Origin of the sequence: Methylomonas sp. TEB, from assembly GCF_047777895.1 — a bacterium.
Taxonomy (GTDB): Bacteria; Pseudomonadota; Gammaproteobacteria; order Methylococcales; family Methylomonadaceae; genus Methylomonas.
Genome location: NZ_CP180476.1, coordinates 178,941 through 205,169, shown reverse-complemented (window position 1 = coordinate 205,169; position 26,229 = coordinate 178,941). Strand labels below are relative to the sequence as shown.

24 protein-coding genes and 1 other RNA gene are annotated in these 26,229 nt (G+C 52.7%); 20 read left to right on the top strand and 5 right to left on the bottom strand.

The window, feature by feature from the left end; genetic code table 11:
• Positions 1 to 57: 57 nt before the first annotated feature.
• The 8 genes from ACMXD4_RS00915 to rimK all read left to right on the top strand — a co-directional run bounded on the left by ACMXD4_RS00915 (position 58) and on the right by rimK (position 5,535).
• Entirely contained in the window at positions 58 to 978 is a 921-nt protein-coding gene (locus tag ACMXD4_RS00915) for an SPFH domain-containing protein (RefSeq protein ID WP_033158304.1), read from the top strand.
• A gap of 2 nt (positions 979 to 980) precedes the next feature.
• Positions 981 to 1,427: an NfeD family protein gene (locus tag ACMXD4_RS00910; RefSeq protein WP_415879589.1), complete on the top strand. Its 447-nt coding sequence runs from the start codon at positions 981 to 983 to the stop codon at positions 1,425 to 1,427.
• A gap of 103 nt (positions 1,428 to 1,530) precedes the next feature.
• Positions 1,531 to 1,821: a hypothetical protein gene (locus tag ACMXD4_RS00905; RefSeq protein ID WP_415879588.1), complete on the top strand. Its 291-nt coding sequence runs from the start codon at positions 1,531 to 1,533 to the stop codon at positions 1,819 to 1,821.
• Positions 1,822 to 2,391: 570 nt separating this feature from the next.
• Positions 2,392 to 2,741: RNase P RNA component class A (gene rnpB / locus ACMXD4_RS00900), an RNA gene on the top strand.
• Positions 2,742 to 2,774: 33 nt separating this feature from the next.
• Complete coding sequence (locus ACMXD4_RS00895; protein ID WP_415879587.1) at positions 2,775 to 3,401, top strand: methylthioribulose 1-phosphate dehydratase; 627 nt, start codon at positions 2,775 to 2,777, stop codon at positions 3,399 to 3,401.
• Entirely contained in the window at positions 3,398 to 3,955 is a 558-nt protein-coding gene (locus ACMXD4_RS00890) for a 1,2-dihydroxy-3-keto-5-methylthiopentene dioxygenase (RefSeq protein ID WP_415879586.1), read from the top strand. Before ACMXD4_RS00895 ends, ACMXD4_RS00890 begins: the two co-directional genes overlap by 4 nt.
• The gene (mtnC, locus tag ACMXD4_RS00885; RefSeq protein WP_101053838.1) at positions 3,952 to 4,626 is read left to right on the top strand and encodes an acireductone synthase; all 675 of its coding nucleotides are present in this window, start codon (positions 3,952 to 3,954) and stop codon (positions 4,624 to 4,626) included. The genes ACMXD4_RS00890 and mtnC overlap by 4 nt, the downstream gene beginning before the upstream one ends.
• Before the next feature lie 18 nt (positions 4,627 to 4,644).
• Entirely contained in the window at positions 4,645 to 5,535 is an 891-nt protein-coding gene (rimK, locus tag ACMXD4_RS00880; RefSeq protein WP_171696927.1) for a 30S ribosomal protein S6--L-glutamate ligase, read from the top strand.
• A gap of 83 nt (positions 5,536 to 5,618) precedes the next feature.
• Here rimK and ACMXD4_RS00875 read toward each other — a convergent pair whose 3' ends face one another.
• From ACMXD4_RS00875 to ACMXD4_RS00865, 3 genes are read right to left on the bottom strand one after another with little or no spacing between them, the layout of a single operon-like run.
• Positions 5,619 to 6,029 carry an ExbD/TolR family protein gene (locus ACMXD4_RS00875; RefSeq protein WP_033157489.1) on the bottom strand — a complete coding sequence of 137 codons (411 nt, stop codon included), beginning with the start codon at positions 6,027 to 6,029 and terminating at the stop codon, positions 5,619 to 5,621.
• A gap of 4 nt (positions 6,030 to 6,033) precedes the next feature.
• On the bottom strand, positions 6,034 to 6,714 hold the full coding sequence (locus ACMXD4_RS00870; protein ID WP_033157490.1) for a MotA/TolQ/ExbB proton channel family protein: 681 nt from the start codon (positions 6,712 to 6,714) through the stop codon (positions 6,034 to 6,036).
• A gap of 15 nt (positions 6,715 to 6,729) precedes the next feature.
• Positions 6,730 to 7,521: an energy transducer TonB gene (locus ACMXD4_RS00865; protein WP_253734532.1), complete on the bottom strand. Its 792-nt coding sequence runs from the start codon at positions 7,519 to 7,521 to the stop codon at positions 6,730 to 6,732.
• 225 nt (positions 7,522 to 7,746) lie between these two features.
• Between ACMXD4_RS00865 and ACMXD4_RS00860 the strand changes: the two genes are divergently transcribed.
• The gene (locus tag ACMXD4_RS00860; protein ID WP_171696928.1) at positions 7,747 to 9,633 is read left to right on the top strand and encodes a potassium transporter Kup; all 1,887 of its coding nucleotides are present in this window, start codon (positions 7,747 to 7,749) and stop codon (positions 9,631 to 9,633) included.
• A 25-nt stretch (positions 9,634 to 9,658) separates the two neighbouring features.
• On the opposite strand, the gene ACMXD4_RS00855 is transcribed toward ACMXD4_RS00860, so the two are convergent.
• Together ACMXD4_RS00855 and ACMXD4_RS00850 are read right to left on the bottom strand one after the other, a co-directional pair.
• Positions 9,659 to 10,105, bottom strand: coding sequence for a hypothetical protein (locus ACMXD4_RS00855; RefSeq protein WP_171696929.1), 447 nt, complete (start codon positions 10,103 to 10,105; stop codon positions 9,659 to 9,661).
• Between the two features lie 73 nt (positions 10,106 to 10,178).
• A complete protein-coding gene (locus tag ACMXD4_RS00850; RefSeq protein WP_171696930.1) occupies positions 10,179 to 11,054 on the bottom strand; it encodes a fumarylacetoacetate hydrolase family protein in 876 nt (291 codons plus the stop codon).
• 339 nt (positions 11,055 to 11,393) lie between these two features.
• On the opposite strand from ACMXD4_RS00850, the gene mmoX reads away from it, so the two are divergent.
• The 11 genes from mmoX to ACMXD4_RS00795 all read left to right on the top strand — a co-directional run bounded on the left by mmoX (position 11,394) and on the right by ACMXD4_RS00795 (position 26,077).
• Positions 11,394 to 12,977: an aromatic/alkene monooxygenase hydroxylase subunit alpha gene (mmoX, locus tag ACMXD4_RS00845; RefSeq protein WP_033157495.1), complete on the top strand. Its 1,584-nt coding sequence runs from the start codon at positions 11,394 to 11,396 to the stop codon at positions 12,975 to 12,977.
• 28 nt (positions 12,978 to 13,005) lie between these two features.
• Complete coding sequence (mmoY, locus tag ACMXD4_RS00840) at positions 13,006 to 14,184, top strand: aromatic/alkene monooxygenase hydroxylase subunit beta (protein ID WP_205451847.1); 1,179 nt, start codon at positions 13,006 to 13,008, stop codon at positions 14,182 to 14,184.
• Positions 14,185 to 14,193: 9 nt separating this feature from the next.
• Complete coding sequence (gene mmoB / locus ACMXD4_RS00835; protein WP_033157497.1) at positions 14,194 to 14,619, top strand: methane monooxygenase regulator MmoB; 426 nt, start codon at positions 14,194 to 14,196, stop codon at positions 14,617 to 14,619.
• A 9-nt stretch (positions 14,620 to 14,628) separates the two neighbouring features.
• Positions 14,629 to 15,126 (top strand): aromatic/alkene monooxygenase hydroxylase subunit gamma, encoded by a 498-nt coding sequence (gene mmoZ / locus ACMXD4_RS00830; protein WP_033157498.1) that lies wholly within the window; start codon positions 14,629 to 14,631, stop codon positions 15,124 to 15,126.
• 155 nt (positions 15,127 to 15,281) lie between these two features.
• A complete protein-coding gene (mmoD, locus tag ACMXD4_RS00825) occupies positions 15,282 to 15,542 on the top strand; it encodes a soluble methane monooxygenase-binding protein MmoD (RefSeq protein ID WP_171696932.1) in 261 nt (86 codons plus the stop codon).
• A 1-nt stretch (position 15,543) separates the two neighbouring features.
• Positions 15,544 to 16,581: an aromatic/alkene monooxygenase hydroxylase FAD-binding subunit MmoC gene (gene mmoC / locus ACMXD4_RS00820; RefSeq protein WP_171696933.1), complete on the top strand. Its 1,038-nt coding sequence runs from the start codon at positions 15,544 to 15,546 to the stop codon at positions 16,579 to 16,581.
• Positions 16,550 to 16,990: a hypothetical protein gene (locus ACMXD4_RS00815; RefSeq protein ID WP_415880861.1), complete on the top strand. Its 441-nt coding sequence runs from the start codon at positions 16,550 to 16,552 to the stop codon at positions 16,988 to 16,990. Before mmoC ends, ACMXD4_RS00815 begins: the two co-directional genes overlap by 32 nt.
• Before the next feature lie 20 nt (positions 16,991 to 17,010).
• Positions 17,011 to 18,693: an Hsp60 family chaperonin gene (locus ACMXD4_RS00810; RefSeq protein ID WP_415879585.1), complete on the top strand. Its 1,683-nt coding sequence runs from the start codon at positions 17,011 to 17,013 to the stop codon at positions 18,691 to 18,693.
• A gap of 212 nt (positions 18,694 to 18,905) precedes the next feature.
• Positions 18,906 to 20,693, top strand: a complete 1,788-nt coding sequence (locus ACMXD4_RS00805) for a sigma-54-dependent Fis family transcriptional regulator (protein ID WP_415879584.1) — start codon at positions 18,906 to 18,908, stop codon at positions 20,691 to 20,693.
• 610 nt (positions 20,694 to 21,303) lie between these two features.
• Entirely contained in the window at positions 21,304 to 25,461 is a 4,158-nt protein-coding gene (locus tag ACMXD4_RS00800; protein ID WP_415879583.1) for an RHS repeat-associated core domain-containing protein, read from the top strand.
• Position 25,462: 1 nt separating this feature from the next.
• Positions 25,463 to 26,077 (top strand): hypothetical protein, encoded by a 615-nt coding sequence (locus tag ACMXD4_RS00795; RefSeq protein ID WP_415879582.1) that lies wholly within the window; start codon positions 25,463 to 25,465, stop codon positions 26,075 to 26,077.
• Positions 26,078 to 26,229 lie beyond the last annotated feature (152 nt).

Sequence of the window (26,229 nt, the reverse complement as noted above, 5' to 3'; positions counted from 1 at the left end):
TATTAGCCGCGTGACCGTTGGCAATACACAATTCATTTTCATAATTTAGGAGGCGCTATGGGCGGCTTTGGTTTATTCGCAATAATGTTGTTGGTATTTGCGGTTTTGATGGTGTTCATGAGCGTCAAATCTGTTCCGCAAGGCATGGAATACACCGTCGAACGCTTCGGTAAATATACCGCGACTTTGACGCCTGGCTTGAATATCATCATGCCGATCATCGACCGCATCGGCCGCAAGCTGAATATGATGGAGCAGGTGCTGGACGTGCCGTCGCAAGAGGTCATTACCAAAGACAACGCTATGGTGCGGGTGGATGGGGTGATTTTTTACCAGATCATGGATGCCGCCAAAGCGGCGTATGAAGTCAATTTCCTCGACGTGGCAATCATCAACTTGGTGATGACCAATATCCGAACAGTGATGGGTTCCATGGACCTGGACGAACTGCTGTCGCGCCGGGATGAAATCAACGCCCGCCTGCTCAATGTAGTCGACGAGGCCACCTCGCCGTGGGGTATTAAAGTCACCCGTATCGAAATCAAAGACATCGCCCCGCCCAAGGACTTGGTCGATTCCATGGCCCGGCAAATGAAAGCTGAGCGGGAAAAACGCGCACAGATTCTGGAAGCCGAAGGCTTGCGGCAAGCGGAAATTCTGAAAGCCGAAGGTTTGAAACAAGGTGCGATTTTGGATGCGGAAGGCCGCAAAGAAGCCGCATTCCGCGACGCCGAAGCCCGCGAACGTCTGGCAGAAGCGGAAGCCCGCGCCACGATGATGGTGTCGGAAGCCATTTCCAAAGGCGATGTACAAGCCATCAATTACTTCGTCGCGCAAAAATATATCGAGTCTTTAAAAGACGTCGCCTCCGCCAACAACAGCAAACTGATCTTCATGCCGCTGGAAGCCTCCAGCGTCATCGGCGCACTGGGCGGCATCGGCGAACTGGCTAAAGAAGCCTTAAACAAAAAGGCCTGATTATGGGGGAGCAAGACATCGTATTTTGGTACTGGTGGGTGCTAGCGGTCGGCTTTTTGGCCTTGGAAATCGTCGTCACCGGCTTCTTTTTTCTGTGGTTGGCGGTGTCGGCGTTCATCGTCGGCGCGGTAGTCCTGTTAGTGCCGGCCACGCCGTTCAACGTGCAGTTATTGATGTTTTCCTTGTTGGCGGTGTTGTCGGTATTGGGCTGGCGTAAATACGCCCGCACCCGCGCCGTCGATGCCACCGATCATCCTTTATTGAATCAACGCGGTGCGCAGTACATAGGCCGCACCTTTTTTCTGATCGCGCCTATCGAGAATGGTCAGGGCAAAATCAAGGCCGACGATACGGTTTGGAAGGTGCATGGGGCAGACAGTCCAATGGGGGCTAAGGTGAAGGTCGTGGCGGTGAAGGGGACGGTGTTTGAGGTGGAGGTTTGTGAGTGAGTTTGTTTTTTCGTAGCCCGGATGCAATCCGGGATCGATGGCCTTCAGCCCTGGATTACGCTTTGCTTCATCCAGGCTACCTGCTATATCGTATTTTGCCAAAATGAAATCAAAATCAATTTGTCGTGCACGGATAATTTCTGCTTTGGATAAACATATGCAACGTGCAACTTATGGGGCAGTTGCTGGTGTTATCCAACTTCCAGCTCGATCTGTTATGCAAGGGTTAGATAAAAATCAACGTAATTCCTGGGTCGTCAGTAATCGCACACTACTACCAACAGGATATAGCGATACTCAAATCCATCCTCAGCATCTCTTAAATTCTGAAATCATCGAAACTCCAGAAGAACTTGCAGCTTGGTTAAAAGAGAAACTGGTTGATTTAGACTAAATAATGCTTTGCATGGTAGGGTGGGCACGGTTTTTGTGCCCACGCGGATTTGAAGTCTTACAAAATAGTGTGTCGCTGACGCGACGGCTGGATTTAATGTCGGTTCGCGGACCGACGACCGCGATACTTTCGCTACGAAAACCGTCCATGGTTTTCGCCCTCCGGGCCAGCCTACCGGCTGTTCAAATTCGCTCCAGGCGAATTTGTGCTCCGCCAAAAGAAAGTATCCAAAGAAAAGGCGGCCCGGATGCCGCTTGCACCCTGCGTTCCTCACTTTCGCCGGGGGTTGACGAAAGGGGCTTCCTGCCCCTTCGTCAACGCGCCGCATCCATGCGTCGCCCCTGCGGGCTGATCCCGCCGAAAGCTCCGGTACTCGGCGCGGCATACGGGAGAAAAACCCCGTCCAGTAATTTGAAGCTTGATACGCATCGCGTACCTTTTCGCTTTCGCCGATACAGTGGCCTTCGACTTTTGCGACTACCGATCCATCACATCCCGTCTGATTCCTCTCTGAGTAGCTAAAGTGCGCAATTACTCCTATTTCCCGGCTTTGCCTGTATAATCCCAAGCAGAGTTGGCCGAACAGTCGCCGTTTTATGCAAATAAAAGGGAGGAAAGTCCGGGCTCCATAGGGCAGGGTGCCAGGTAATGCCTGGGAGGCGTGAGCCTACGGAAAGTGCCGCAGAAAATATACCGCCTGGTTTTTCGGAACCCGGTAAGGGTGAAATGGTGCGGTAAGAGCGCACCGCGCAACTGGTAACAGGTGTGGCAGGGTAAACCCCACCCGGAGCAAGATCAAATAGAGGAGCATTGGCGTGGCCCGCGCTGCTCCTGGGTAGATTGCTTGAGCGTCAGAGTGATCTGACGCCTAGATGAATGGCTGTTCAAGACAGAACCCGGCTTACAGGCCAACTCTTTCTCTTCTTTTTCTTTTGCAATCCGCAAAATACTCCATGACAGCAAAAACCGACGAATTTTTCCGCAAGGCCGATCAGTTGATTGCCGCCGGCCGCTTCATCGACAGCAAGGGTTGGGTGCCCGCCACCAGCGGTAATTTCTCCGCTAAACTCAGCGACGGCAATATCGCGATTACCGTATCCGGCCGCCATAAAGGCCGCTTGCAAACCGATGACATAATGTTGATCGACAGCAAAGGTCATTCCCTGGACGGCAAGAAGCCCTCAGCAGAAACACTATTGCATACTTCACTGTACCAACGTTTTCCCGACGTCCAGGCGGTGCTGCATCCCCATTCGATCAACGCCACTTTGACGGCGCGCTTGTTCAAGCATGAGATCGTGCTGAAAGATTACGAACTGCTCAAGGCGTTTGCCGGCATCAATACCCATGAGACCCGCATTTCCATCCCGATTTTTGCTAACGATCAGGACATTCCCCGGTTGGCCGACAAGGTGGACAATTACCTGGACCATCACACGCATGACGTTTACGGCTATATTATTGCCGGCCACGGTTTTTATACTTGGGGCGCATCGGTAGATGATGCCTTGCGCCACCTGGAAGCATTGGAATTTTTATTCGACGTTGAAATTCGCCTACATGGAGTAACACGATTATGAGCGCATTAACCCTTTACCCTGCCGATAAACCGCAACAAGGCCATACCTTTCTCGACTTTGCAGCCATCGCCGAGCAGCTGCAAGGCATAGGCGTACAGTTCGAGCGCTGGCAGGCCGATTGCGAATTTTCGCAGACGGATGATGCCGATGCGGTACTAAAGGCCTATCAAAGCTCGATAGACAAACTCAAACAGCAATACGGTTTTCAGTCGGTGGACGTCATCAGCCTGAACGCCGACCATCCCAATAAAGAGGCTTTGCGGCAGAAGTTTTTGGCCGAGCATACCCACAGCGATTTTGAAGTGCGTTTCTTCGTGGAAGGCAAAGGGCTGTTTTATCTACACGTCGGCGATCAAGTGTACGCGGTGCTTTGTGAGCAGGGCGATTTGATCAGCGTACCCGCCAATACTACACATTGGTTCGATATGGGGGAAAATCCGGCGTTTAAATGCATACGCTTGTTCACCACCGAAGACGGTTGGGTAGCGGAGTTTACCGGCAATCCGATTGCAGAAAGTTTTCCGACGCTGGACCAATACGTCGCCGGCTTATGATCAAGGCTATCGTTACCGACATTGAGGGAACCACGTCGTCATTGTCGTTCGTCAAAGATGTGTTGTTTCCGTACGCCCGCGCCCGCTTGCCGGATTTTGTGAGACGCCATCGAGAGCAAGCCGAGATCAAGCTATTATTGGCCGATGCCAAGCAGTTAGCCGACGTAGAACTCGATGACGATGCACTGATTGCACAGTTCATCCACTGGATAGATACCGACCAAAAAATTACGCCGTTAAAATCCTTGCAGGGCTTGATCTGGCTGGAAGGCTATCGCAACGGCGATTTCACCGGCCATGTCTATGAAGACGCTGTGCGCAACTTGAGAAACTGGTTTGGCCTGGGCTATAAGCTGTATGTCTATTCCTCCGGCTCGGTGCAGGCGCAAAAACTGCTGTTCGGGTACAGCGACTTCGGCGATCTTACCCCCATATTTTCCGGTTACTTCGATACACACATCGGCGGCAAGAAAGAGGCAACATCGTATGAGCGAATTGCCGCCGAGCTTGGCTTGCCGGCCGAACAAATCCTGTTCTTGTCGGATATAAAAGACGAATTAGACGCCGCCCGCCAGGCCGGCTTCGCCACTTGCTGGCTGGTGCGCGACCAGGTTCCCGACACCAGCGCCGAACATGTGCAAGTCAGCGATTTTGATGGCATTCATCTGTAAACCTGGCACTGTTTACCTATGAAAATAGCAATCCTGTCGCGTGACGCGACGCTGTATTCCAGCGTCCGGCTGCTGGAGGCCGCCGCCGCTCGCGGCCATGAGGCCAGGGTGCTGGACCCGACCCACTGTTACATGAACATCACCTCCATGAAGCCGTCCATTCATTACATGGGTGAAAATCTGGTGGGTTACGACGCGGTCATTCCCCGCATCGGTGCGTCTATCACCTTTTACGGCACGGCGGTGCTTAGGCAATTCGAGGTGATGAACACCTTCGTTCTCAACAATTCCGCATCGATCAGCCGCTCCCGCGACAAACTGGCGTCCAGCCAGTTGCTGGCTCGCAAGGGTATCGATTTGCCCATTACCGCGTTTGCCCATAATCCGGACAATATCGAAGACCTAATCGCCGAAGTCGGCGGCGCGCCGCTGGTGATCAAACTGGTGGAAGGTTCGCAAGGCATAGGCGTCGTGCTGGCGGAAACTCATAACGCCGCGCATAGTGTGATTCAAGCCTTCATGGGCCTAAACGCCAACATCATGGTGCAGGAGTTCATTCAGGAAGCCGCGGGTAGTGATATTCGCTGCTTTGTTATCGGCGACAAGGTAGTGGCGGCAATGAAACGCCAGGGCCGTGAAGGTGAGTTTCGCTCCAATCTGCATCGTGGCGGCACGGCCACGCTGGTGAGGTTGACCCCGCAGGAGCGCTCGGCGGCAGTGCGCGCCGCGAAAATCATGGGTCTCAACGTCTGCGGCGTGGATTTGCTGCGTTCCAAACGCGGACCGCTGGTGATGGAAGTCAATTCCTCCCCTGGTTTGGAAGGCATAGAAAAAACCAGCGACAAGGATATTGCCGGTTTGATGATCGAATATATTGAAAAGAATGCCGGGAAAAATAAATCCGGGTAATCGGTAACCCGGATTTAGTCAACAGAATCGTTAAAGCGTTGGAGGGGGATCGCGGGTTGGGCGAGAACCCCAGCCGATATGGGTTATTTTTCCAATGTCACGAATGCCAGTTTGGAAATCCCGGCATGCTGTACTGTCGCCATCACTTCCGCCACCTTGCCGTAATTCACGCCTTGATCGGCATAAATGTGAATGATTAGCTCGGGGTTGCCGGCCAATTCGTTCCTCAGCGTGGTATCCAACGCCGCTAAATCGGCCACGGCGTTTTTATTCAGGGTTACGGCACCTTGCGCGTCGATACCCAGTTGCATAGGCTGCTTTTCCAAATCCGGGGTCGTGGAGGCCGTTTTCGGCAAAGCCACGTTGACCGATTGGGTCAACAACGGTGCGGTGACCAACAAGATAATCACCAACACCAACATCACATCTACCAGCGGCGTAACATTAATCTCGCTAACCGGCCCATCGTCGTCTGAGTTTGTTTTGAATCCCATGTAATTAATCCTTGTTTTTACTGGTATTGATGTTTGAGTCGCCGAAGGCGATGTGGAGAAAACCCTCGACGAAATTTTCCAGCGAAGCCCGGTGGTGCTTGGCGCGACGCTGGAAGAAATTATAGGCCAACACTGCTGGTACGGCTACGGCGATACCGATAGCAGTAGCAATTAATGCATCGCCGATAGGCCCGGCCACTACGTCCAAACTGGCCGAACCGCTGGCGCTGATGTCGTGCATGGCGTGCATGATGCCAAGCACGGTACCGAACAGGCCGACGAACGGCGCGGTGCTACCAATGCTGGCCAGCATGGTCAAGCCGCTTTCCATTCGGCGCTGTTCGTCCTGAGTCTGTTTACGCAGGGTTTGTTCCAGCAAGTCTTGTGGAGAGCCACGAAATTTCAGGCTGGTGCAGGTTTCCGGATGCGTCATTTCCGCCAACCAGGCAAAGCCGCAGGCTGCAACCCGAGCTTTGGGGCCGCGCGCGGTTTCGGCGGGCAGTTGCTCGGCGGCATTTAAATCGGTAGTGTCCCAAAAAGCGCTGTCGTATCGTTTGTTGTAATAATTATTCTTGGCAAACTGCCAGATTTTGAAAAAAATCAACGTCCACGTTATCAACGAAAACACCAGCAATGTGTAAAGGGTAGCGTCGATAACCGCTTCCGGGGCTATATGGTAGGGCATTAATCTCTCCGATTTTTATTCACGCAAAGTAAAAATTATTGGCACAATCACCGAACTGGCCACCGGCGTTTCGCCGCGTTTGGCCGGAATGAATTTCCATTTTTTCACGGCTTCCACCGCCGATTCGTCTAGCATCTCGTGGCCGCTGCTGTGCTCGACCGCCACCGAATCGCTTAAACCCTCCGGCGAAACTTGCACCCGCAACATCACCTTGCCCTGCCATCCGCGGCTTTTCGCAATCATCGGATATTCCGGCTTGGGGTTGTGGGCGTAGTTTGCCCGAAAATTGGCTTCGGTAAACTGCTCGGCGTTGGTCGCGGTCGTATTGGTCGTCGTAGTCGTTACCGGCGCACTGCTCGCTGTATTGCTTACCGGTGTCGGCGGCGGCTCGGAAACCGGCTCAACCGGCGCATATTCGGGCGCCTTTTGCACGATGGGCGGCGCTTTTTTGGGAACCGGCTTGGGCTGCGGCTTTTTCGGCGGCGGCTCTTTTTTGGGCGGCGGCGGTGCCGGAGGCGGCGGCGCGGCGGCGGGCTTGGGCGCGGACATCGCAATCATCGACACCTCCATCATCAAAGGTTGCGCCGGCGTGACTTCTTCCTCGGGTTTCAATAATTGCTGCAAACCCCAAACATGCAGCAACGCGACTAATAGCGTTAACAGCCTCAGCATGCTGGCGGGCCGTTCTTCTCCCAATAGCGTCCGCCAAAATGAGCCGGAACCGCTTGCCACTGCCGGCAGATAACCGCCGAACGACGCTAACTCTTTATTTTGCAAAGCATCCTCGTGGTTTTTAAATAAATACATATAAACTGTTGAATACAAAATTAAGCGCGATTCGAATTTAGCCGGGCATTGTAAATTAATACGTCTTAGCGCGACAGCCATCCTTACAGGAAACAACACTATCTAACCATTCCTTACTAAGACGTTTCAGCCGTCAAAATCCCCACTGGCTGATGACGGTTTCGGGCTAAATTACAATCTGTGGCATAATTTCCACTCCCGTCTTGTATTTCCGATTGATTCCATATGTCCGTAAAACAATCCGATCATCCCCAGGGTCAAGTCAACACACTGGCTTTAAGCGCGATAGGCGTGGTGTTTGGGGACATCGGCACCAGTCCTTTGTATGCGGTAAAAGAGGTTTTTCACGGCGGCTTGCCGACCGATGCCACCCATGTGCTCGGGGTGCTGTCCTTGATCTTTTGGGCCATCACCTTGGTGGTAACCACCAAATACGCCATTTTTATCATGCGCGCCGACAACAAAGGCGAAGGTGGCATCATGGCCTTGATGGCCTTGGCGCTGCAGGGGTCCAAAGATAATCCGGAACGCAAAGCGTTCATCGTCACCATCGGCCTGCTTGGTGCCTCGTTGTTTTATGGCGACAGCATGATTACCCCGGCGATTTCGGTACTCAGCGCCGTGGAAGGTTTGCAAATCGTGGCGCCGCGCCTGGAACATTACGTTTTGCCGATCACCATCATCGTGCTCAGCGTGCTGTTTTTTATCCAGACCAAAGGCACCGGCAAAGTCGGCAGAATGTTTGCGCCCATCATGTGTTTCTGGTTTGCCACGCTGGGTCTTTTGGGGGGCATCAGTATTGTCCAGCATCCGGATGTATTGATGGCCGTCAACCCCTATTACGCGGTCAGCTTATTAATAGAATTGGGCTGGAAAGGCTTTTTAATCATGGGCGCAGTGGTGTTGGCGATAACCGGCGCCGAAGCCTTATATGCCGATATGGGACATTTCGGTTTGAAACCAATTCGGCGCGCCTGGTTCTATTTCGTGTTTCCGGCCTTACTGCTCAATTACTTTGGCCAAGGCGCGTTGTTGATCGGCAATCCCAAGGCCGTTGAAAATCCGTTTTATCTAATGGCACCGCATTGGGCCCTGTATCCGCTGCTGATCCTGGCGACACTGTCCACCGTGATTGCCTCGCAAGCCGTCATTTCCGGGGCGTTTTCGGTAACCCGGCAAGCCATACAACTCGGTTACTGTCCAAGGATGAATGTTCGCCACACCTCCGGCGACGAAATGGGCCAAGTCTATTTACCTGCCGTCAATTGGTTGCTAATGGTCTCGGTGTTTATTTTAGTGTTGAGCTTCAGATCGTCGTCCGCATTGGCATCGGCATACGGCATTGCCGTAACCGGCACGATGATTGTCGATACCATCCTGGCCTTTATCGTCATCCAAGCCCTATGGCAATGGAACAAGGCCACCAGCATTGCTTTTCTGTCGACCTTTTTGATTATCGACCTGCTGTTTCTGTCTTCCAACAGTCTGAAAATCCCGCACGGTGGCTGGTTGCCGCTGGTGGTGGGTACGGTGTTTTTCTTGATTATGACCACCTGGATCAAAGGCAAGGAATTATTAGCCAGATACCTGGACGAAAAACGGGTATTGTTCGAGGACTTGGACGAACGTTTGAAAGACCGGCCCCTGGTTACGGTACCCGGCACGGCAATCTATATGGCCCGCAGCGTACACGGTGTGCCGCAGGTCTTGCTGCACAACCTGGAGCACAACCATGTGATGCACGAAAAACTCATCGTGCTGACCATTGTGACCCGCGAAGAGCCTTATGTCGATGAAGCGCATAGGGTAAAAATCCGCATGTTCGGCGATAGCGGTGGCTTTTATCGGGTGAAATTGTATTTCGGATTTCAGGAGGAACAGGACGTACGCCGCGCCCTGCAACTTTGCTGCCACGAAGGCTTGGATATCGATCAAAAAACCGTATCGTTTTTTATCGGTAGCGAGAAACTGTCGTTCCGCCGCAAAAGCCCGATGCCGAAATGGCGGCGCTCCTTGTTCAGTTTCTTAACGCATAATTCCAGTAGTGCGATAGAGTATTTCAAAATCCCCGTCGAACGTGTGATCGAGCTGGGAATCCGCATCGAATTGTAGAAATCCACTGACTGCCTAGGCGCGCTTAGTCTCCGCGTCTGCCGAAACGGCCGCCCCAGCCGCCGCGCTGATGGTCGCCGTCACTGTCCCTGCGCCCGAAACCGCGTTCCTGCCGCTCCGGCATCGATTGTTGTTGGAGGGATCTTTGTTCGGCATGCCGTTCACGATCAAAGTCCCGACGCCCCAAGTCCCGCCCCTGCCAACCGCCAACACGATGATCGAAATGCGGCATTGGTTGATGCCAGTCATGATGATCGCCGTGATGATGCTCCGGGCGATAACTCGGCTGCACATAATAGCGGCCGTAAGTAATACTGGTGCTTGGGCTGGCATAACTACGTCCGTAGCTTTGGTAATAGCCGGGCGACGAGTAAGCACTGCCATAACCATAGTCACGCTGATAATAGCCGGTCGCGCAACCCGATAGGGTTAATACGGCGATGGTAAGAATGCTGACTTGTATGGTTTTCATGACTGCCTCTTGGCTGGTTGGCCCTCTAATGTAAAGTTAGGCTTAGCATATCCGAGGCAGACTTAATCGATGCTTAACCTGAGGCGCCGACCAAAAAATGTTCCGGCTCGGCAATCACCGGATTGCTTAGCGCGCCGATGCCTTCTATCTCGATACGCACAGTTTGTCCCGGCTTGAGATAACCGCGCGGCTTCATTTTTACTCCCACCCCGGCCGGTGTACCCGTACTGATCACATCGCCCGGCTCCAACGTCATCACTTGTGTCAGATAAGCAATCAACTCGTAACAATTAAAAATCATGTCGCCGGTATTACCGTTTTGCCGCAACTCGTCGCCCACCCAGGTTTTTAAACTTAGATTATGCGGATCGGCGATTTCGTCGGCCGTCACCAGCCACGGCCCCAGTGGGCCGTGAGTATCGAAGGATTTGCCCAAGGTCCAGGTTGGCGTGCGTTGCTGCCAATCGCGCACCGTCACATCGTTGCAAATGGTGTAGCCGGCGATGACTTCATGCGCCTGTTCGACAGGCACCTGTTTGCAGCGCTTACCAATCACAAACGCCAACTCGCCCTCGTAATCAACCTTGTCCGACACCGGCGGCAGATGAATCGCTTCGCCATCGGCGATGACGCAGGTACTTTGCTTGGTAAAAAAGGTTGGATATTCCGGTTTTTCCATTCCGGTTTCACCGATGTGATCGGCGTAATTCAAACCAACGCCCAACAGCTTGCCGGGACGCGGAATCGGTGCCAACAACTGCACGTCGCTGAGAGCGATGCGTTCGCCGTCGGCAGCAATCTGCTTTTGCAACGCTAGTTTTGCCGACTCTCCAGCCGCGAGAAAATCGAGCATATTGCCGGGCAAATCCGCGCCGGCCGGGACGATTTGCGCGCCAACCAGTGCGCCTATATGTACTTGACCATTGTATTTATAGCTCAGTAGTTTCATACCGAATCAACTCTTCACCCAAACAAAATCCGCATTGTATCGCAGTGCCGGTGTCGCCCAGCAAAACCCGCGAACTGGACGTCTTATTTCTAAGCACTGTCCAGTTATTGGACGCTCATTCTTTAAAAAGCGCCGGCTCAGAGCTATAGGAAATGCCACCTAAGGCATTGTTAATAAAAGGCTTAATCAAATAACGCAATACTGGCACACGTGTTGCAATCTGACCACCGAGGCTGGCGTCAGTCCAGGCCAATCAGCGCTTTAAGGCAACGGAAAGTCACCGCTTAGCTTAATGACGACAGCCTCGCCATTCTTATAACACCACAACGAGGATTCAATATGGCTATAAGTACCGCCACAAAAGCCGCAACCGATGCGTTGGCCGCCAATCCGGCGCCCGTCAGTGTGGGTGCACAGGAAGTTCACCGCTGGATGCAGAGCTTTACCTGGGATTTTGATAAAAATCGCACCAAGTATTCGACCAAATACAAAATGGCCAACGATACCAAGGAGCAATTCAAGCTGATCGCTAAAGAATATGCTCGCATGGAGTCGGTGAAGGACGAGCGTCAATTCGGCAGCTTGCAAGACGTTTTGACACGGGTGGATGCGGCGAACCGCGTGCATCCGAAATGGAATGAATCGATGAAGATCATCTCCAACTTCCTGGAAGTGGGCGAATACAACGCGATTGCCGCGACCGGCATGCTGTGGGATTCGGCGACCGCGCCCGAGCAAAAAAACGGTTACTTGGGCCAAGTGCTGGACGAAATTCGCCACACCAACCAATGTGCTTACATCAACTATTACTTCGCCAAACAAGGCCAAGACGCCGCCGGTCATAACGATGCCCGCCGCACTCGAGCGATTGGTCCGCTGTGGAAAGGCATGAAACGGGTATTCTCGGACGGCTTTATTTCCGGCGACGCGGTGGAATGCTCCATCAACCTGCAATTGGTCGGCGAAGCCTGCTTTACCAATCCATTGATCGTGGCCGTAACCGAATGGGCGTCCGCCAACGGCGACGAGATGACGCCGACCGTGTTCTTGTCCATCGAAACCGACGAGTTGCGTCACATGGCTAACGGTTATCAAACCGTGGTATCCATCGCCAACGACGAAGCGGCTTCGAAATATCTGAATACCGATTTGAACAACGCCTTCTGGACCCAACAAAAATACTTCACCCCGGTATTGGGCATGATGTTCGAGTACGGCAGCCATTTCAAAGTCGAGCCTTGGGTGAAAACCTGGAACCGCTGGGTTTACGAAGATTGGGGCGGTATCTGGATCGGCCGTTTGGGCAAATACGGCGTCGAGTCGCCACGCAGCTTGCGCGATGCCAAAAAAGACGCTTACTGGGCGCATCACGACTTATTCCTGATTGCTTATGCCTTGTGGCCCACCGGTTTCTTCCGTTTGAGCCTGCCGACCCAGGAAGAGGCTGAGTGGTACGAAGCCAATTACCCTGGCTGGTACGACATGTACGGTAAAGTCTACGACGAATGGCGTGCGCGCGGTTGCGAAGACCCCAGCAGCGGCTTCCTGCCCATCCAATGGTTCATCGAAAACAACCATCCGATTTATATCGACCGCGTTTCGCAAGTACCTTTCTGCCCAAGCTATTGCAAAGGCGAAAGCACATTGCGGGTACTGGAATACAACGGCAAAAAACATTCCTTCAGCGACCAATGGGGCGAAAGAATGTGGCTGTCCGAGCCCGAGCGTTATGAGTGCCAAAACATCTTCGAACAATACGAAGGCCGCGAACTGTCGGAAGTGATTGCCGAAGGCTTTGGCGTGCGTAGCGACGGCAAAACCTTGATCAGCCAGCCGCACACCAAAAAGGACGGCAAGCTGTGGACACTGGACGACATCAAACGGATTAATTGCGTGTTTTCCGATCCGTTGAAAGCCCTGTAATCGTCTCAATTCTTTAAGGAAATAGCTTATGTCTATAGAAGTAAATGGCGGCAGACGCGGCCTGACCGACCCGGAAATCGCCGCAGTGATCATGGCCGCAGTGCCTGACAAGCCTCTGGAAACCCAGCGCAAAATGAACTACTTCATGAAGCCGCGCGGCAAGCGGATCAATGAGTATGAAGTATTGTGTTGCTATAGCCAGCCGACCCCGGACTGGATTCCCGGCGGTTTGGATTGGGGTGACTGGACCCAAAAATTCCATGGCGGCCGTCCATCCTGGAGTAACGAATCCACCGAAATGCGCAGCTCGGATTGGCTGGCGCACCGCGACCCGGCTTTCCGTTGGCATGCGCTGTATGTCAAGGATAAAGCCGAAGAGTGGCGTTATACCGACCGCTTCCTGAAAGCCTATTCCGCCGACGGCCATGTGCGTTCCATCGATCCGGTTTGGCGCGATGAAGTATTGGGCGATTATCTCGGTGCCTTCGGCTTTTACGAGTATGGCTTGTTCAATGCGCATTCCTCGGTGGTGCGCGATTGCCTGGGCGACACCTTGCGGATGAGCAGCGCGATGATCGGTTTGGACAAGGTAGACAACGCGCAAATGATTCAAGCGGAACGTACCTTTTTGTCTAAATTGGTGCCGGGTTTCCCCGAGTCCACCGACATTCCTAAACAGGAATGGACAAAAGGCACTATTTTCAAAGGCGCCAGAGAATTGGTGCAGGATATTTGGCAAGCCACTTATGACTGGAATGAAATCCTGTTCTCCGGCCATATGATTTGCGACCCCATCTTCGGGCAATTTGTACGCAGAGAGTTCTTTATGCGTTTGTCGTCTTATTACGGCGATAACTTGACCCCGTTCTTTATCAATCAAATGCAGTTGTATTTCTCGCAAACCAAAGGCATTACCACCGACATGTTCCATACCTGTCTGGGTGCCGACGTGGAATTTGGTGATTACAACAACCGGTTGATGCGGGCTTGGGCTAATAAATGGCTACCCAGAACCGTCGATGCACTGAAGGATTTCATGGCGATTTACGCCACCATTCCGGAAATCAAAGGCGTCAGCGACAAAGCCGCCATCGAAGCGGCGCTGGTTAGGGTGTTTGCCGATTGGAAACGCGATTTTGCCGATCCGATCAACTTTAAAGTCGATACCAATGCCCTCGTCAAAACCGTGTTAAGCGGACTCAAATAAGGAAAACTCATGTCGAAAAGTTCAAATGCTTACAACGCAGGCATTATGCAAAAAACCGGCAAAGCCTTTGCCGATGAATACTTTGCCGAAGACAACCAGGTCGTGCATGAAAGCCACGAAGTGGTGCTGGTTTTAAAAAAATCCGATGAACTCAACACCGTGGTGGAAGAAATTCTGCAAGGTTCGCACAAGGCGGACAACCCCACGCTGGTGGTGGAAGACCGCGCCGGTTTCTGGTGGCTGAAAGCGACCGGCAAAATCGAGATCGACTGCGTCGAAGTTTCGGAATTACTGGGCAAGCACTACAGTGTTTACGACCTGTTGGTGGATGTGTCGTCCACCATCGGCCGTGCTTATACCCTGGGCGAGACCTTCACCATCACTTCCGAGTTAATGGGTCTTGACGTGAAACTGAAAGACTTGGCTGCGGCGTAGGAGAACACCATGGCAAATATTCATGACAACCCCACCCGCAATGCCTGGATGGCCAAAATTGCCACGCTGGATACGCTGGCAAAAGCGCACGCCTTCATTACCGACTTCCGCGCCAAGCACATGAGCCCGTTTAAAACCGATTGGTCGCTGGAATTGGATGGCCTGTGGATTGAGTTGAAAATCGAAGAGAAGCTGGCGCTATTGAAGCACAAGGAATTCAATGACACTCAACTGCTCAACAACTGCACCTGCGGCGCCAATGCCCAGCAAGTGGCAAATGAAGTAATTGCCAAAATGGAGGCATGCACGGACATGTACGAAGCAGAGCGCATTCACATCAATTTCAGACTGGCCTGCAAACCACCTGTGATGCCGGTCAATGTGTTTCTGGACACCGACCGCCAGTTGGGGACCAAGTTGATGGAACTGCGCAACACCGACTACTACGCCTTGCCGTTAGAGGCATTGCGTCAGAAACGCGGCGTGAAAGTGGTCACCTTGCAGTAATCGTTCGGCAGGATGCGCCGCACTTGCGCGTGGCGCATCCTTTATAGCCAACAAACCGATAGCGGACAAAACCTACTCGTCGCTTACATCCCCGTGAGCGAGAGGGCGTTTGTGTGCGCTTCGATCTCAACGAACCATTTCATAGAATCAGTATTATGGATTTTTTCTCAAATTTTAAGTCGGCGGTTGCGCCCGCTTTTCCCAGTGAAGCCGACAAACTCACCACGCTATACGACACCGCGCCTTACGCTGCTTTCTGCGAAGATCTGGAGTTCATGTGGCGCTGGACCATCTACCGCGACCAAAAATTGGTGCAGGAAGGTTGCTCGCTAACCCTGGACGCATCGCGGCGCGCGGTTGAGCACGTATTGGCGTTTTTCAGCGTGTCGGCCAAAAGCCAATGCCTTGGAGAATGATATGAGCGCCCATCAAATTAAAATCATTACGCAAGACGGGGAATCCGTTTGCTTTGATTGTTACGAAGACGAGGATGTCATCACTGCGGCGGTACGGCAGGATATTTATTTGATGTCGTCGTGTCGCGAAGGCGGTTGCGCGACTTGCAAAGGATTTTGCGCGGAAGGCGATTACGTTTTGGGCAAATGCAGTTCGCAGGCTTTGCCCTACGAAGAAGAAGAGGCCGGCGAAGTGTTGTTGTGCCGCTGTTACCCCGTAAGCGATTTAGAAGTCGAAGTACCTTATACCTACGACCGGATTTCATTCTCACCGGAAGGTTTGACGTTTGTAGCGGAAGTAATTGAGCTAACGCCAATTTCCATCAACGTGGTGAAACTGCTGCTGCGGCGCACGGGCGACGATCAAACCATCAAGTTCGACTCCGGGCAGTTTTTTGATTTGGAAATTCCCGGCACCACCATCACCCGTTCATACTCCCCCGCCAACACGTCCAATAAAACCGGCGATCTGGAGTTTTTGATTCGCATCGTCGATGGCGGCAAATTTTCAGAATATTTAAAAAACGACGCCAAGTTGGGTCAGAAATTAAACGTCAAAGGCCCGTCCGGCGTTTTCGGTTTGAAGGAAAACGGTTTTACCCCGCGCTATTTTGTGGCCGGCGGCACCGGACTGGCGCCGATATTATCGATGGTGCGGCGGATGCACGAATGGGAAGAACCGCAAAAGTGCATCATCTATTTTGGGGTAAACACCGAAGCCGAAATTTTCCATCTGGATGAACTGAATCAACTGGCCGCACAAATGCCGACGCTGGAGCTGAGAAACTGCGTCTGGAAATGTTCGGACGACTGGCATTGCGAAAAAGGCAGCGTGGTGGACATCCTGCGCCGCGATTTGCAGGATACCGGCGCCAAGCCCGATTTATATCTGTGCGGGCCGCCGGGCATGGTCGACGCCACCTTTGCGGTGTGCGCGGAAATGGGCATCCCTAAGGAACGTATCTACCTTGAAAAATTCCTGCCTAGCGGTTCGCCTTAACGCCACGGGCAAACAGGGTGCTGCGCTGCCGTTTCTCTGCGCAGCCACCCTGTTTGCCGATCCAAATCAGCCTTTTTTTCCTATCGAAAAATCGCGCAACCACGCTGAGGCGACTATGAAAGCCGACGATGTAGAGTTTCTGGTTGGTATGGCGGTGCAACTAGACGAAACGATCAGAAAACTGGTGATAGATGAGCAGGAGATTTTTGAAAAATTGGGCGATGCCAGGGTTCAGGAATTAAAGGAATTCTGGAATCAGGAACTCACTGCCGAAGAAGAGCAGGACTTTAAACGCAGCCTGGATTACTGGGACAAAATCTTGATGCGTACCTGGGCCAATGCGCAACGTGCTCGGCAAACCCGTGCCCAGGTGGGGCAAACCCTGATGAAATTAAATTCGCACCTCTAACCGATGGGAACACCCTAGAAATGAGTAAACACGTTATTTACAACCCGGAAGCTCGCCAACGTCTGCTGCAAGGCATCAATGCGGTAGCACGCGCGGCGAGCGTTACGCTGGGTAGCGCCGGCCCTGCCGTGATGATTCAACACCGAACCGACAGCATCATGCCCGTCTTTACCCGAGATGGCGTCACTGTTGCCAATGCCATCGTCATGGAAGACCGGATTGCCGATTTGGGTGCCCGCATGTTGCGGGATGTCGCCGGCGCGGTGTCTCGTGAAGTGGGCGACGGTACCACCACGGCGATTGTGCTGGCGCAAAGCCTGGCGGAGGAAGCACTGAAAAGCGTCGCGGCGGGCTTTCATCCCATGCAGTTGCAAAAAGGCATGGAGTTGGCGCTGATCTTGGTGGAGCAGCATTTACAAAAATCGGCTGTCACCGACAGCGCGGAAGACTGGGTCGAAAAAATTACGCGGGTCGCCAGCAAAGGCGAAGCCGGTGTCGGCAAGCTCCTGAAACAGGCCCTGGCCGAACTTGGCGAAGCTGGCACCTTGACCTTTCAACTGGGTAATGGCCGCGAAGACCAACTGGAGATTGTGGAAGGTATCCATTACGAACAAGGCTTTTTATCGCCCTATTTCATCACCGATAAAACCCGCGCCGAAGCGGTGTTGGAGCAGCCCTACATACTGCTGTACGACCGGGAAATCAGCGACTTCATGGATCTGGTGCCTATTCTGGAAGAAGTGGCTGCTGAAGGCCGGCCCTTATTGGTGATTGCCGAAGCAGTGGCTGAAAAAGCGTTAACGGGCTTGTTACTGAATCATGTGCGCGGCATTTTCAAAGTGGTGGCGGTCAAGCCGCCGGGTTTTGGCGACAATCGTATCAATCGCCTGAACGATTTGGCCCTGTTGACCGGCGGCAGCGCTATTTTGCAAGAGCGGGCCATGCGGCTGGAAGACGTCACGCTAGCGCAATTGGGTCAGGCGCAGCGCGCGGTCATCTCGGAAGGTAATACGACGATCATCGGCGCCACGGGTGCGCGCGAACCCGTGAACGCACGCATAGAGGCCTTAAGGCGCGAGTTGGCGCTGGTTCGCGCCCGTAAACCCGGCGAAGGCTCCGCCACTGGCAATTTACACGAAGCCGAAGAGCTGGAAGAGCGCATCGCTATCCTGTCCGGCAAAACCGGCAGCTTCCAGGTCGGCGGCATCTCCGACGTGGAAATCAAAGAGCGGCTGGTGCGCATCGAAAATGCCTATTTGTCCGCCAAGGCTGCGCTGCAAGAAGGCGTGTTACCCGGCGGCGGTATCGGTTTGTGGCGTTGCACCACGGTGCTGGACGAAGTGATTGCCGAAAATGCCGAGCAGCAGCAAGGCATCGCCATCGTCAAGCAGGCACTGGGCGCGCCGCTCCGGCAATTGTTGAACAATAGCGGCCTGAACAACGAAGACGTGCTGATGCGCTTAGCTACCCAATCTGACCCGGCATTTGCCGTGGATATGCAGTATTTAAACTACGGGCATTTTCTGGACATTGGGATTATCGATCCGGTAAAAGTGTTGCGCAGCGCCCTGCGCAATGCAGTGAGCGTGGTGGCTACTTTGATCAGCAGCGAGACGGTCATCATGAACGTGCCGGACTTGTCCATCATGGCCGGGTATTCGCCGGAATGGGCTGCCGCCACACGCGAAGATCCCCGTATGTAATTGTTATTTCTACCTCAACCTCCTCTCTCCGAAAGTTAGAGCTATCCATTATTCTGCAATGGAGTAAGGCAATGTGACGTTATGTCGCATTGCCTCTTTTTTTGATTTTGTTATTTTGGACAACATCGCCGTAAAAAGCAGCTAAACCTCTGTTTTTTATATTTTTGTTTTGTGCCGATACTAAATTGGCGCACCAAAATACAAGAGGAAAAATGGATATTGCCTTGCACTTGCCCCACAACGTTAAAATCATCAAAGAAGCCTGCGAGTTCAAAACCTCCCTAGCGTTTGAAGTTGACCGCCCGATACAGGCCTGGCGCTGGATGGCGCAAAGCCGTTGCGTGCCCGATCACACGGACTGGGTACGCCCGGAGGTTTCGGAATCCTGGCGCCGCTGCCTGGAAGAATACCAATTGCCTTTGGGCAATTACGCGCGCTGGGATCATTGGCGTTTCATCACCGATCCGGAGCCGCTTATCAACCGCGCCGCTCACGATATTGCCGAAATGCTCCGGCATTTGGGGCATCAGTTCGACGTGTTTTTGAAGGAAGCCGGCGTCATGCTGGTATTGACCGATGCCGACGGACACCTGTTGCAAGTCTTGGGCGAAAATCCGTTTGCCAGCCCTTTCATGCTGAGTTTGTACGAAAAGCACAGCCGCTGGAGCGAAGCGGTGTTGGGTAATAACGGCATCGGCACCGCCGCGCAACTGAAAAAACCGATTGCCTTTCAGGGCATGGAGCATTTTGTCAGCCTGTTGCACCCCTTCACCACGGTCGGTTACCCCTTGTTGGATGAGAACGACAACGTCCAAGCCGTGATCGGCTTGATCAGCGATAGACAGGAAAGCATGAACTCCTTGTTCGCATTCTTGCATTTGTTGTGCGTACTACTAAATACCAATCTGCCCTTAACCCAAAGTCCGGTTGCGCAAGCGCGGGTGTTGGAAAAAATTCCGTTCAAACCGGCTAAGAGGCCGCCCAGCCAATACGAAGCGGCAATGTCCGAACAATTGACCACCTTGGTAGATAAGGCCGTGAAGCTGCAACACCATAAGATTCCGATGCTGATTACCGGCGAATCGGGCGTGGGCAAGGATCATTTCGTCAATCTGCTGAAACACGCCGGACCGCGGAAAAATCAGCCTTTGATCGCGATCAACTGCGCATCGATTCCGCATGACTTGATCGAAAGCGAGCTGTTCGGTTACGAAGCCGGCAGTTTTACCGGCGCGCGCAGTGCCGGCAAACCGGGGAAATTTCTGTTAGCGGACAAAGGTATTCTGTTTCTGGATGAAATCGGCGATATGAGCCTGGATTTGCAGTCCACGCTGTTACGAGTTCTGGAAACCTCGGAATTCACGCCAGTCGGCGGCAGCAAACCGCTCAAGGTGGATGTGCAAATCGTCGCCGCCACCAACGTACCCTTGTTGGAAGCCGTCGAAGCCGGCCGCTTCCGCCGCGATTTGTATTACCGTTTGAACGGCGCGCAAATTCATTTGCCGCCCTTGCGCGAGCGCGACGACAAGCTGGGCATCATTCACCACATCTTGCAGCGCGAACTGGCTAATCTGCCCAATCCGCAGGCAATCAGTATTTGCCCTAGCGTGATTGCTCTGATCGAGCAGCACCCGTGGCCGGGCAATATTCGCCAGTTGATCAACGTCATCAGGGCGACGCTATACACCGCCGGCGACACGCTGATTACCCGCGAGGATTTGCCGCTGGATTTTGTCGAAGAACTGGGTAAGGTGCTGCCGGGGAACGACAATAACGCTTCGGACAACCTGCTGACTTATCCAATATCGGTGGCCGCGGGCCGTACCATGACCCTGGAAGACTGGGAGTTGCACGGCATCAAAGCCAGCCTGCGGGAATGCGCAGGCAACATTTCCTTGGCGGCGAAAAACTTAGGCATAACTCGCACCACGCTGTACCGGAAAATCGAGCGCTTCGGGCTGGATAAAATCGACTGGCGGGAACATTCTAAGGCCGGGTAAGAAGCACACTGATTCGAGAGGCGCGTAATTGCATCCACTTGCACATCCTCCGCTGACAGATGCGTAAGTGATCGTTTTCGGTCGTATTTTTGCATTTCAGCTACCGCATTGATTCTCCGTTGCTTGACCCGTTTTAGCCGTTAGTTAATTGGCTAATATGTTTTTTGGTTAGTTTTTAGAGCTGTTGCCCATGACTTTTCTCTGTTTGTTGGGTTGACTGAAGCGCTGATCATAATAGACCTGGTGTAGATTCAGTCACAAAAACACCCGGTAGTGGTTAAACCCACTCCTGTAATTAGTTTTTACAGCTATGCTGAGCTGACAAAAAATAGGTGAGTTGCTAGGATATTTTGACTGTGGAGCCACCATAAATTAAAAGCATATACAAGAAATTATAATATTCCGGAATTTCATGAAACGATATTTCACATTTTTGTTGCTAGTTGGCTATATGCCATTTGTTAATGCTACGCAGGCCTCAGATGCCTTAGCTGCATGCAATTCTAATCAGCCTTATGGGAATGGCTGGACTCCGGATTCCGCGTGCAGTTATTACTATACTACTGGAGCTTGGATAAACTATAACTATACATTCATTTACGGGCGTTTAATGAATTGCTATTTAACAAAAAGTGGAGGGATTTTTTCTACGACTGCCCGTTGTCAACGTAATGGTACTTATGTTGGTGACGCACCAGGTTTTTTTTGGAGTAATGCCGAAACTTGTCCAACAGGGCAAATACAATCCGAGACAACAGGTCTTTGCCAATGCTCATCATCTGGCCAAACCCTAGATTCGTCTACCAACCAATGCTACACCGCCTATAGCCTCCCCCCGAAAACCATAGGCAAGCCGCAAATCTGCGTCGGCAACCCCTGCGACGCCTCCACCGGCAACAAATACCAAGCCGAAACCGATTTTGATAGCGATGTCATTGACCTGGGTTTTACCCGCCATTACAACAGCGGCGCCTTCAATGTCAGTGGACCATTAGGTTATGGCTGGAGCCATCAACTTGCCCCCAGTCTGGAAATTCTAACCGGCAAGATTTTTATCCACCAAGCCGACGGCCGCGCCGAATGGTTCACATTGAGCAACGGCCTCTGGCAAGGCGATGCCGACAGCCAATTGCGGCTAACCCAAGATAGCACCGGCTACAGCTTGACCGATCAACTGGGCGTGGTGGAACGTTACGACACCGCCGGTCGCATCGTGTCCCGCACCGAAGCCAACGGTCGCACCACCACATACAGCTATGACGGCAGCCAACGCTTGGCTACGGTCGCCGGCCCCTTCGGCCACAGCCTGCAACTGGCTTACGACAGCGCCAACCGAATCGGCAGCGTCACCTACCCGGACGGCCTGAGTAGCCAATATCAATACGATAGCGCCGGCAATCTCAGCAAAGTGATCTATCAGGATGGCAGCTTCAAACTTTACCATTACGAAAACACCTCCCTCCCGCATGCCCTGACCGGCATCACCGACGAGAACGGCGACCGTTATGCGACTTGGGCTTACGACAGCCAAGGCCGCGCCAATTTATCCAAACATGCCGGCGACGTTGAACAAGTAGCGCTGAGCTATAACAACGACAATAGCACCGATGTCGTCGATAGCTTCAATGCCAGCCGGCATTACACGTTTCAGACTATCTTAAACGTTCAGAAACTAACCGCTATTAGCCAGCCCGCCGGAGCCGGTAGTGTTGCGGCAACCCACACCCAAAGTTACGACGCCAACGGCAACCTTGCCAGCCGCACCGACTTCAACGGCAACCTCAGCTGCTATGCCTACGACCTGAGCCGCAACCTGGAAACCGTCCGGGTGGAAGGCCTGGCGCCCAGTTCGAGTTGCCCGGCCAACCTCAGTGCTTACACGCCGGCGCCGAACAGCATCGAACGCAAACGCAGTACCCAGTGGCACGCCAACTACCGCCTGCCCACCCAAATCGACGAGGCCGGCCGGCGCACCGCCTTCAATTACGACGCGGGTGGCAACCTGCTGAGTAGAACCGTCACCGATACCGCGACCGGGCAAAGCCGCACATGGGCCTACACCTACAACAACCTCGGCCAAGTGCTGAGCGCCGACGGCCCGCGTACCGACGTTAGCGACATCACCGCCTATAGCTATTACTCGGATACCACGGCCACTCACCATCCCGGCGACCTGTGGAAAATCACCAATGCCCTGGGCCACACCACCACCTTTACCGCCTACGATGCCAACGGCCGCCTGCTGAGCCTGACCGATCCTAACGGCTTGGTGATTGGCTTTGCTTACGACGCCCGCGGCCGCCTGACCCAAAAAACCGTCGACGGCAACACCACCGCCTACACCTACGACAAAGCCGGCAACCTGACTCAAACTACCTCGGCAGCCGGTGTGACCCATACGTTTACCTACGACGCTGCGCACCGCCTGACCGACATCACCGACGCCCTGGGCGGCAAGATTCATTACACGCTGGATGCGATGGGGAACCGCACCAAAGAGGAAATTCTCGATAGCAGCGGCGCAGTGGTTAAAACCCGCAGTCGCGTCTACGACGCCTTGAACCGCCTGGCCCAAGACATCGGCGCCTACAACCAGACCACGCGCTACGAATTCGACGCCAACGGCAACCTGACCCAGGTCACGGACGCTAACGGCCATGCCACCCAGCACCAATACGACAGCCTGAACCGGCTGATCCGCAGCACCGATGCTCTCGCCGGCTTGACCGACTATCGCTACGACGGCCAAGACCGCCTCACCCAAGTCACCGATGCCAACAACCACGACACCGTCTACAGCTACAACGGCCTCGGCGACCTGATGCAACTGGACAGTCCCAATACCGGGATTACTCAATACGGCTACGACAGCGCCGGTAACCGGATCGGTAAAACGGATGCGGCCAATGTGTCGGTAACATATACCTACGATGCGCTGAATCGGATTAAAAGTGGCGATGGCGGCGCGCAGTTTTATTACGACGAAAACGGCAACCTGGGCAAGCTGTCGCGCGCCTTACGTTCGGGCTTCAACGGTAACCGGACTCTCAAGTACGACCGGGCAGGACGGTTGACTTCCATCACCGCCAAGGGTTTGCCGCATACCTACGATAGCTTTATTTACTATGCCTACGACGCCGATGGCAAGGTAGAAAAAATATCGCATTCGGGATACCGTGAAGTTCTTTATGGCTTTGATGCGGCCGGCCAAGTCGACTCGGTATCGCTGCACGACTGGGATGATGGTACCGTTAGCTGGGTCTACGACATAACAACACCGCTAGCAACTCACATCACCCATCTGCCGTTCGGCCCGGTCAAATCGCTCACCTACGGCAATGGCAAACAGATCAGCCGTCGCTACGACTTAGACTACCGGGAAACCGGGCGCACCGTGCCGGGCGTCATGGCCGCCACCTATGGCTATGACTTGAACGGTAACCTCGACAGTGTGGCCGACGAATTAAGCCCCTCGGGGCGTCATCGAAATTTCGGTTACGACCCGCTGGACCGGCTGTCCAGCGCCACCGGCGTGAACACCCATGCCTTTAGCTATGACGATGTAGGCAACCGTCTGAGCAGCGAGCGGAATGGCGCACAGACCTCGTATAGCTACGACCTCGGCAGCCAGAAACTGCTGGCGCTCACGGGCGCGCAGCAGGCCAGCTACCAGTACGACGCGAACGGCGACGCGAGCCAGAAAGGCAGCCGGCATTTTTACCAGGCCACCGACCATTTGGTCACGGCCATCAAGGATGAGGTGGGCGGAAGCCTAGTCTCGGTTCAGGCTAATAAGTACGACGCCTTCGGCTATCGCAGCATGAAACTGACAAACAGCGGTAACGTCGCGATTGATTATGACGTATTGAGCGGCAATCTGCTGGATGAAACCAAGTGGGGAGGCACATCCTTCTCGCACAGCTACGTTTACCTGGAAGGCGAGCCGCTGGCGCGGATCAACTATGACGTGGACTCGGATCCAAACCAGACACCCTGGCCTATCCATTATTACCACAACGACCGGTTGGGCACGCCCCAAAAAACCACGGACCGCACGGGCAACATCAGTTGGGCGGCAGATTTCGATCCGTTCGGCAAGGCCACGCCGACCACAGCCTTCATCACCCAGAACCTGCGTTTCCCCGGTCAATACTACGATGAAGAAACCGGCCTGCATTACAATATCGCCCGTTTCTACGATCCTAACCTCGGGCGCTACCTGCAATCCGATCCGATTGGCTTGGCGGGGGGCGTTAATACTTACACCTATGCTTTAAATAATCCACTGAAGTACATCGATCCCTTAGGGCTAGATGTCACTATGACATGTCGTCCTATTCCCGATCTTAAAAATGTATTTAATCACTGTGCTGTATTCGTTTGGCACGTTGATAAATGTGCCAAAGTTATTGATGCCCAATACTCAGTTGCATATATGGGGCAATCTCCAACAGGACCTTCTGACGATACTTATACAGTTGATAGAAAGGCTTTTTATAATCCAGGCGGTGGCAACTCCAATTATGATATACCTATACCATCTCAATATAATGGTAGCCAGGCAGCCTTTGATGCCGCAGTCATAAACTCTGGAAATAACTATTCTCAGGGGCCATATAATGCTTTTAATGGGCCAAACTCTAATACTGCGGCAGACAATATAATTGAAGGGGCGGGTGGAACAGTGCCAAACGTACCTGGTGCATGGCAACAAAATTATGGCGATCCATCGTTTTCAAGAAATGTCGGCCCATATTGGGCGCATTGATATGAGTAATTGGACGACGTTTGCACCATATCAGTTGATAGCATTTCTCTTTGCTATAGTTTTATGCGGATGTGATTTTAATATAGAAAGCGGAGATTTTAATTCACTTAAAATTGGAATGTCTAAGACTGATGTGGTCAACGCGCTTCTGAGTGAGCATGTAAATTATATTGAGCCAAGGGTTGATGAGGATATTTTGATTAAATCAGACACTCTTGGTGAGTTAGATCGATTAAAAAATACGGAAGGAATTTGTATAACCGATAATGGCAGCTTTAGTTTGCATATTGTATTTGACACTTCTGGAATGTCTCACTCAATCTACAAGACATTCAATGTTGATCTTTCTGCTTTAGGTTTAGAATATCCACTATCAAGAAAAGATACTTTTGAAAAAATAAAAAATCTTTTGCATTCGAGACAAAACATTACTGCTTTTAACTGCATACTTGATGTTAAAAATATGTCTTTAAATGACATAAACGTTAATGACTTGGAGCGAATTAATGCGTGGCTATACCATATTCCGAAAACACATTCAGCAGTTACACTAAAATTCATACAAGATAAGTTAGTAAAGATTATTTACCATTGGCAGCCATTTGAGATGCCTTGATTCTTAGGGGGCGTTAATACCTACACCTATGTTGAGAATAATCCGGTTAACCTCATCGATCCTGAAGGACTTGCCAGTTCTGGCCAGCCTACTGATCTTGGTGGGGGTACAACCGTTCGGATTGATAATCCTCACGTTCCCGGACAGCAAGA

Coding starts and splice junctions, on each gene's coding strand:
- ACMXD4_RS00915 (WP_033158304.1), top strand. CDS start 58: ATGGGCGGCTTTGGTTTATTCGCAATAATGTTGTTGGTATTTGCGGTT.
- ACMXD4_RS00910 (WP_415879589.1), top strand. CDS start 981: ATGGGGGAGCAAGACATCGTATTTTGGTACTGGTGGGTGCTAGCGGTC.
- ACMXD4_RS00905 (WP_415879588.1), top strand. CDS start 1,531: ATGAAATCAAAATCAATTTGTCGTGCACGGATAATTTCTGCTTTGGAT.
- ACMXD4_RS00895 (WP_415879587.1), top strand. CDS start 2,775: ATGACAGCAAAAACCGACGAATTTTTCCGCAAGGCCGATCAGTTGATT.
- ACMXD4_RS00890 (WP_415879586.1), top strand. CDS start 3,398: ATGAGCGCATTAACCCTTTACCCTGCCGATAAACCGCAACAAGGCCAT.
- mtnC (WP_101053838.1), top strand. CDS start 3,952: ATGATCAAGGCTATCGTTACCGACATTGAGGGAACCACGTCGTCATTG.
- rimK (WP_171696927.1), top strand. CDS start 4,645: ATGAAAATAGCAATCCTGTCGCGTGACGCGACGCTGTATTCCAGCGTC.
- ACMXD4_RS00875 (WP_033157489.1), bottom strand. CDS start 6,029: ATGGGATTCAAAACAAACTCAGACGACGATGGGCCGGTTAGCGAGATT.
- ACMXD4_RS00870 (WP_033157490.1), bottom strand. CDS start 6,714: ATGCCCTACCATATAGCCCCGGAAGCGGTTATCGACGCTACCCTTTAC.
- ACMXD4_RS00865 (WP_253734532.1), bottom strand. CDS start 7,521: ATGTATTTATTTAAAAACCACGAGGATGCTTTGCAAAATAAAGAGTTA.
- ACMXD4_RS00860 (WP_171696928.1), top strand. CDS start 7,747: ATGTCCGTAAAACAATCCGATCATCCCCAGGGTCAAGTCAACACACTG.
- ACMXD4_RS00855 (WP_171696929.1), bottom strand. CDS start 10,105: ATGAAAACCATACAAGTCAGCATTCTTACCATCGCCGTATTAACCCTA.
- ACMXD4_RS00850 (WP_171696930.1), bottom strand. CDS start 11,054: ATGAAACTACTGAGCTATAAATACAATGGTCAAGTACATATAGGCGCA.
- mmoX (WP_033157495.1), top strand. CDS start 11,394: ATGGCTATAAGTACCGCCACAAAAGCCGCAACCGATGCGTTGGCCGCC.
- mmoY (WP_205451847.1), top strand. CDS start 13,006: ATGTCTATAGAAGTAAATGGCGGCAGACGCGGCCTGACCGACCCGGAA.
- mmoB (WP_033157497.1), top strand. CDS start 14,194: ATGTCGAAAAGTTCAAATGCTTACAACGCAGGCATTATGCAAAAAACC.
- mmoZ (WP_033157498.1), top strand. CDS start 14,629: ATGGCAAATATTCATGACAACCCCACCCGCAATGCCTGGATGGCCAAA.
- mmoD (WP_171696932.1), top strand. CDS start 15,282: ATGGATTTTTTCTCAAATTTTAAGTCGGCGGTTGCGCCCGCTTTTCCC.
- mmoC (WP_171696933.1), top strand. CDS start 15,544: ATGAGCGCCCATCAAATTAAAATCATTACGCAAGACGGGGAATCCGTT.
- ACMXD4_RS00810 (WP_415879585.1), top strand. CDS start 17,011: ATGAGTAAACACGTTATTTACAACCCGGAAGCTCGCCAACGTCTGCTG.
- ACMXD4_RS00805 (WP_415879584.1), top strand. CDS start 18,906: ATGGATATTGCCTTGCACTTGCCCCACAACGTTAAAATCATCAAAGAA.
- ACMXD4_RS00800 (WP_415879583.1), top strand. CDS start 21,304: ATGAATTGCTATTTAACAAAAAGTGGAGGGATTTTTTCTACGACTGCC.
- ACMXD4_RS00795 (WP_415879582.1), top strand. CDS start 25,463: ATGAGTAATTGGACGACGTTTGCACCATATCAGTTGATAGCATTTCTC.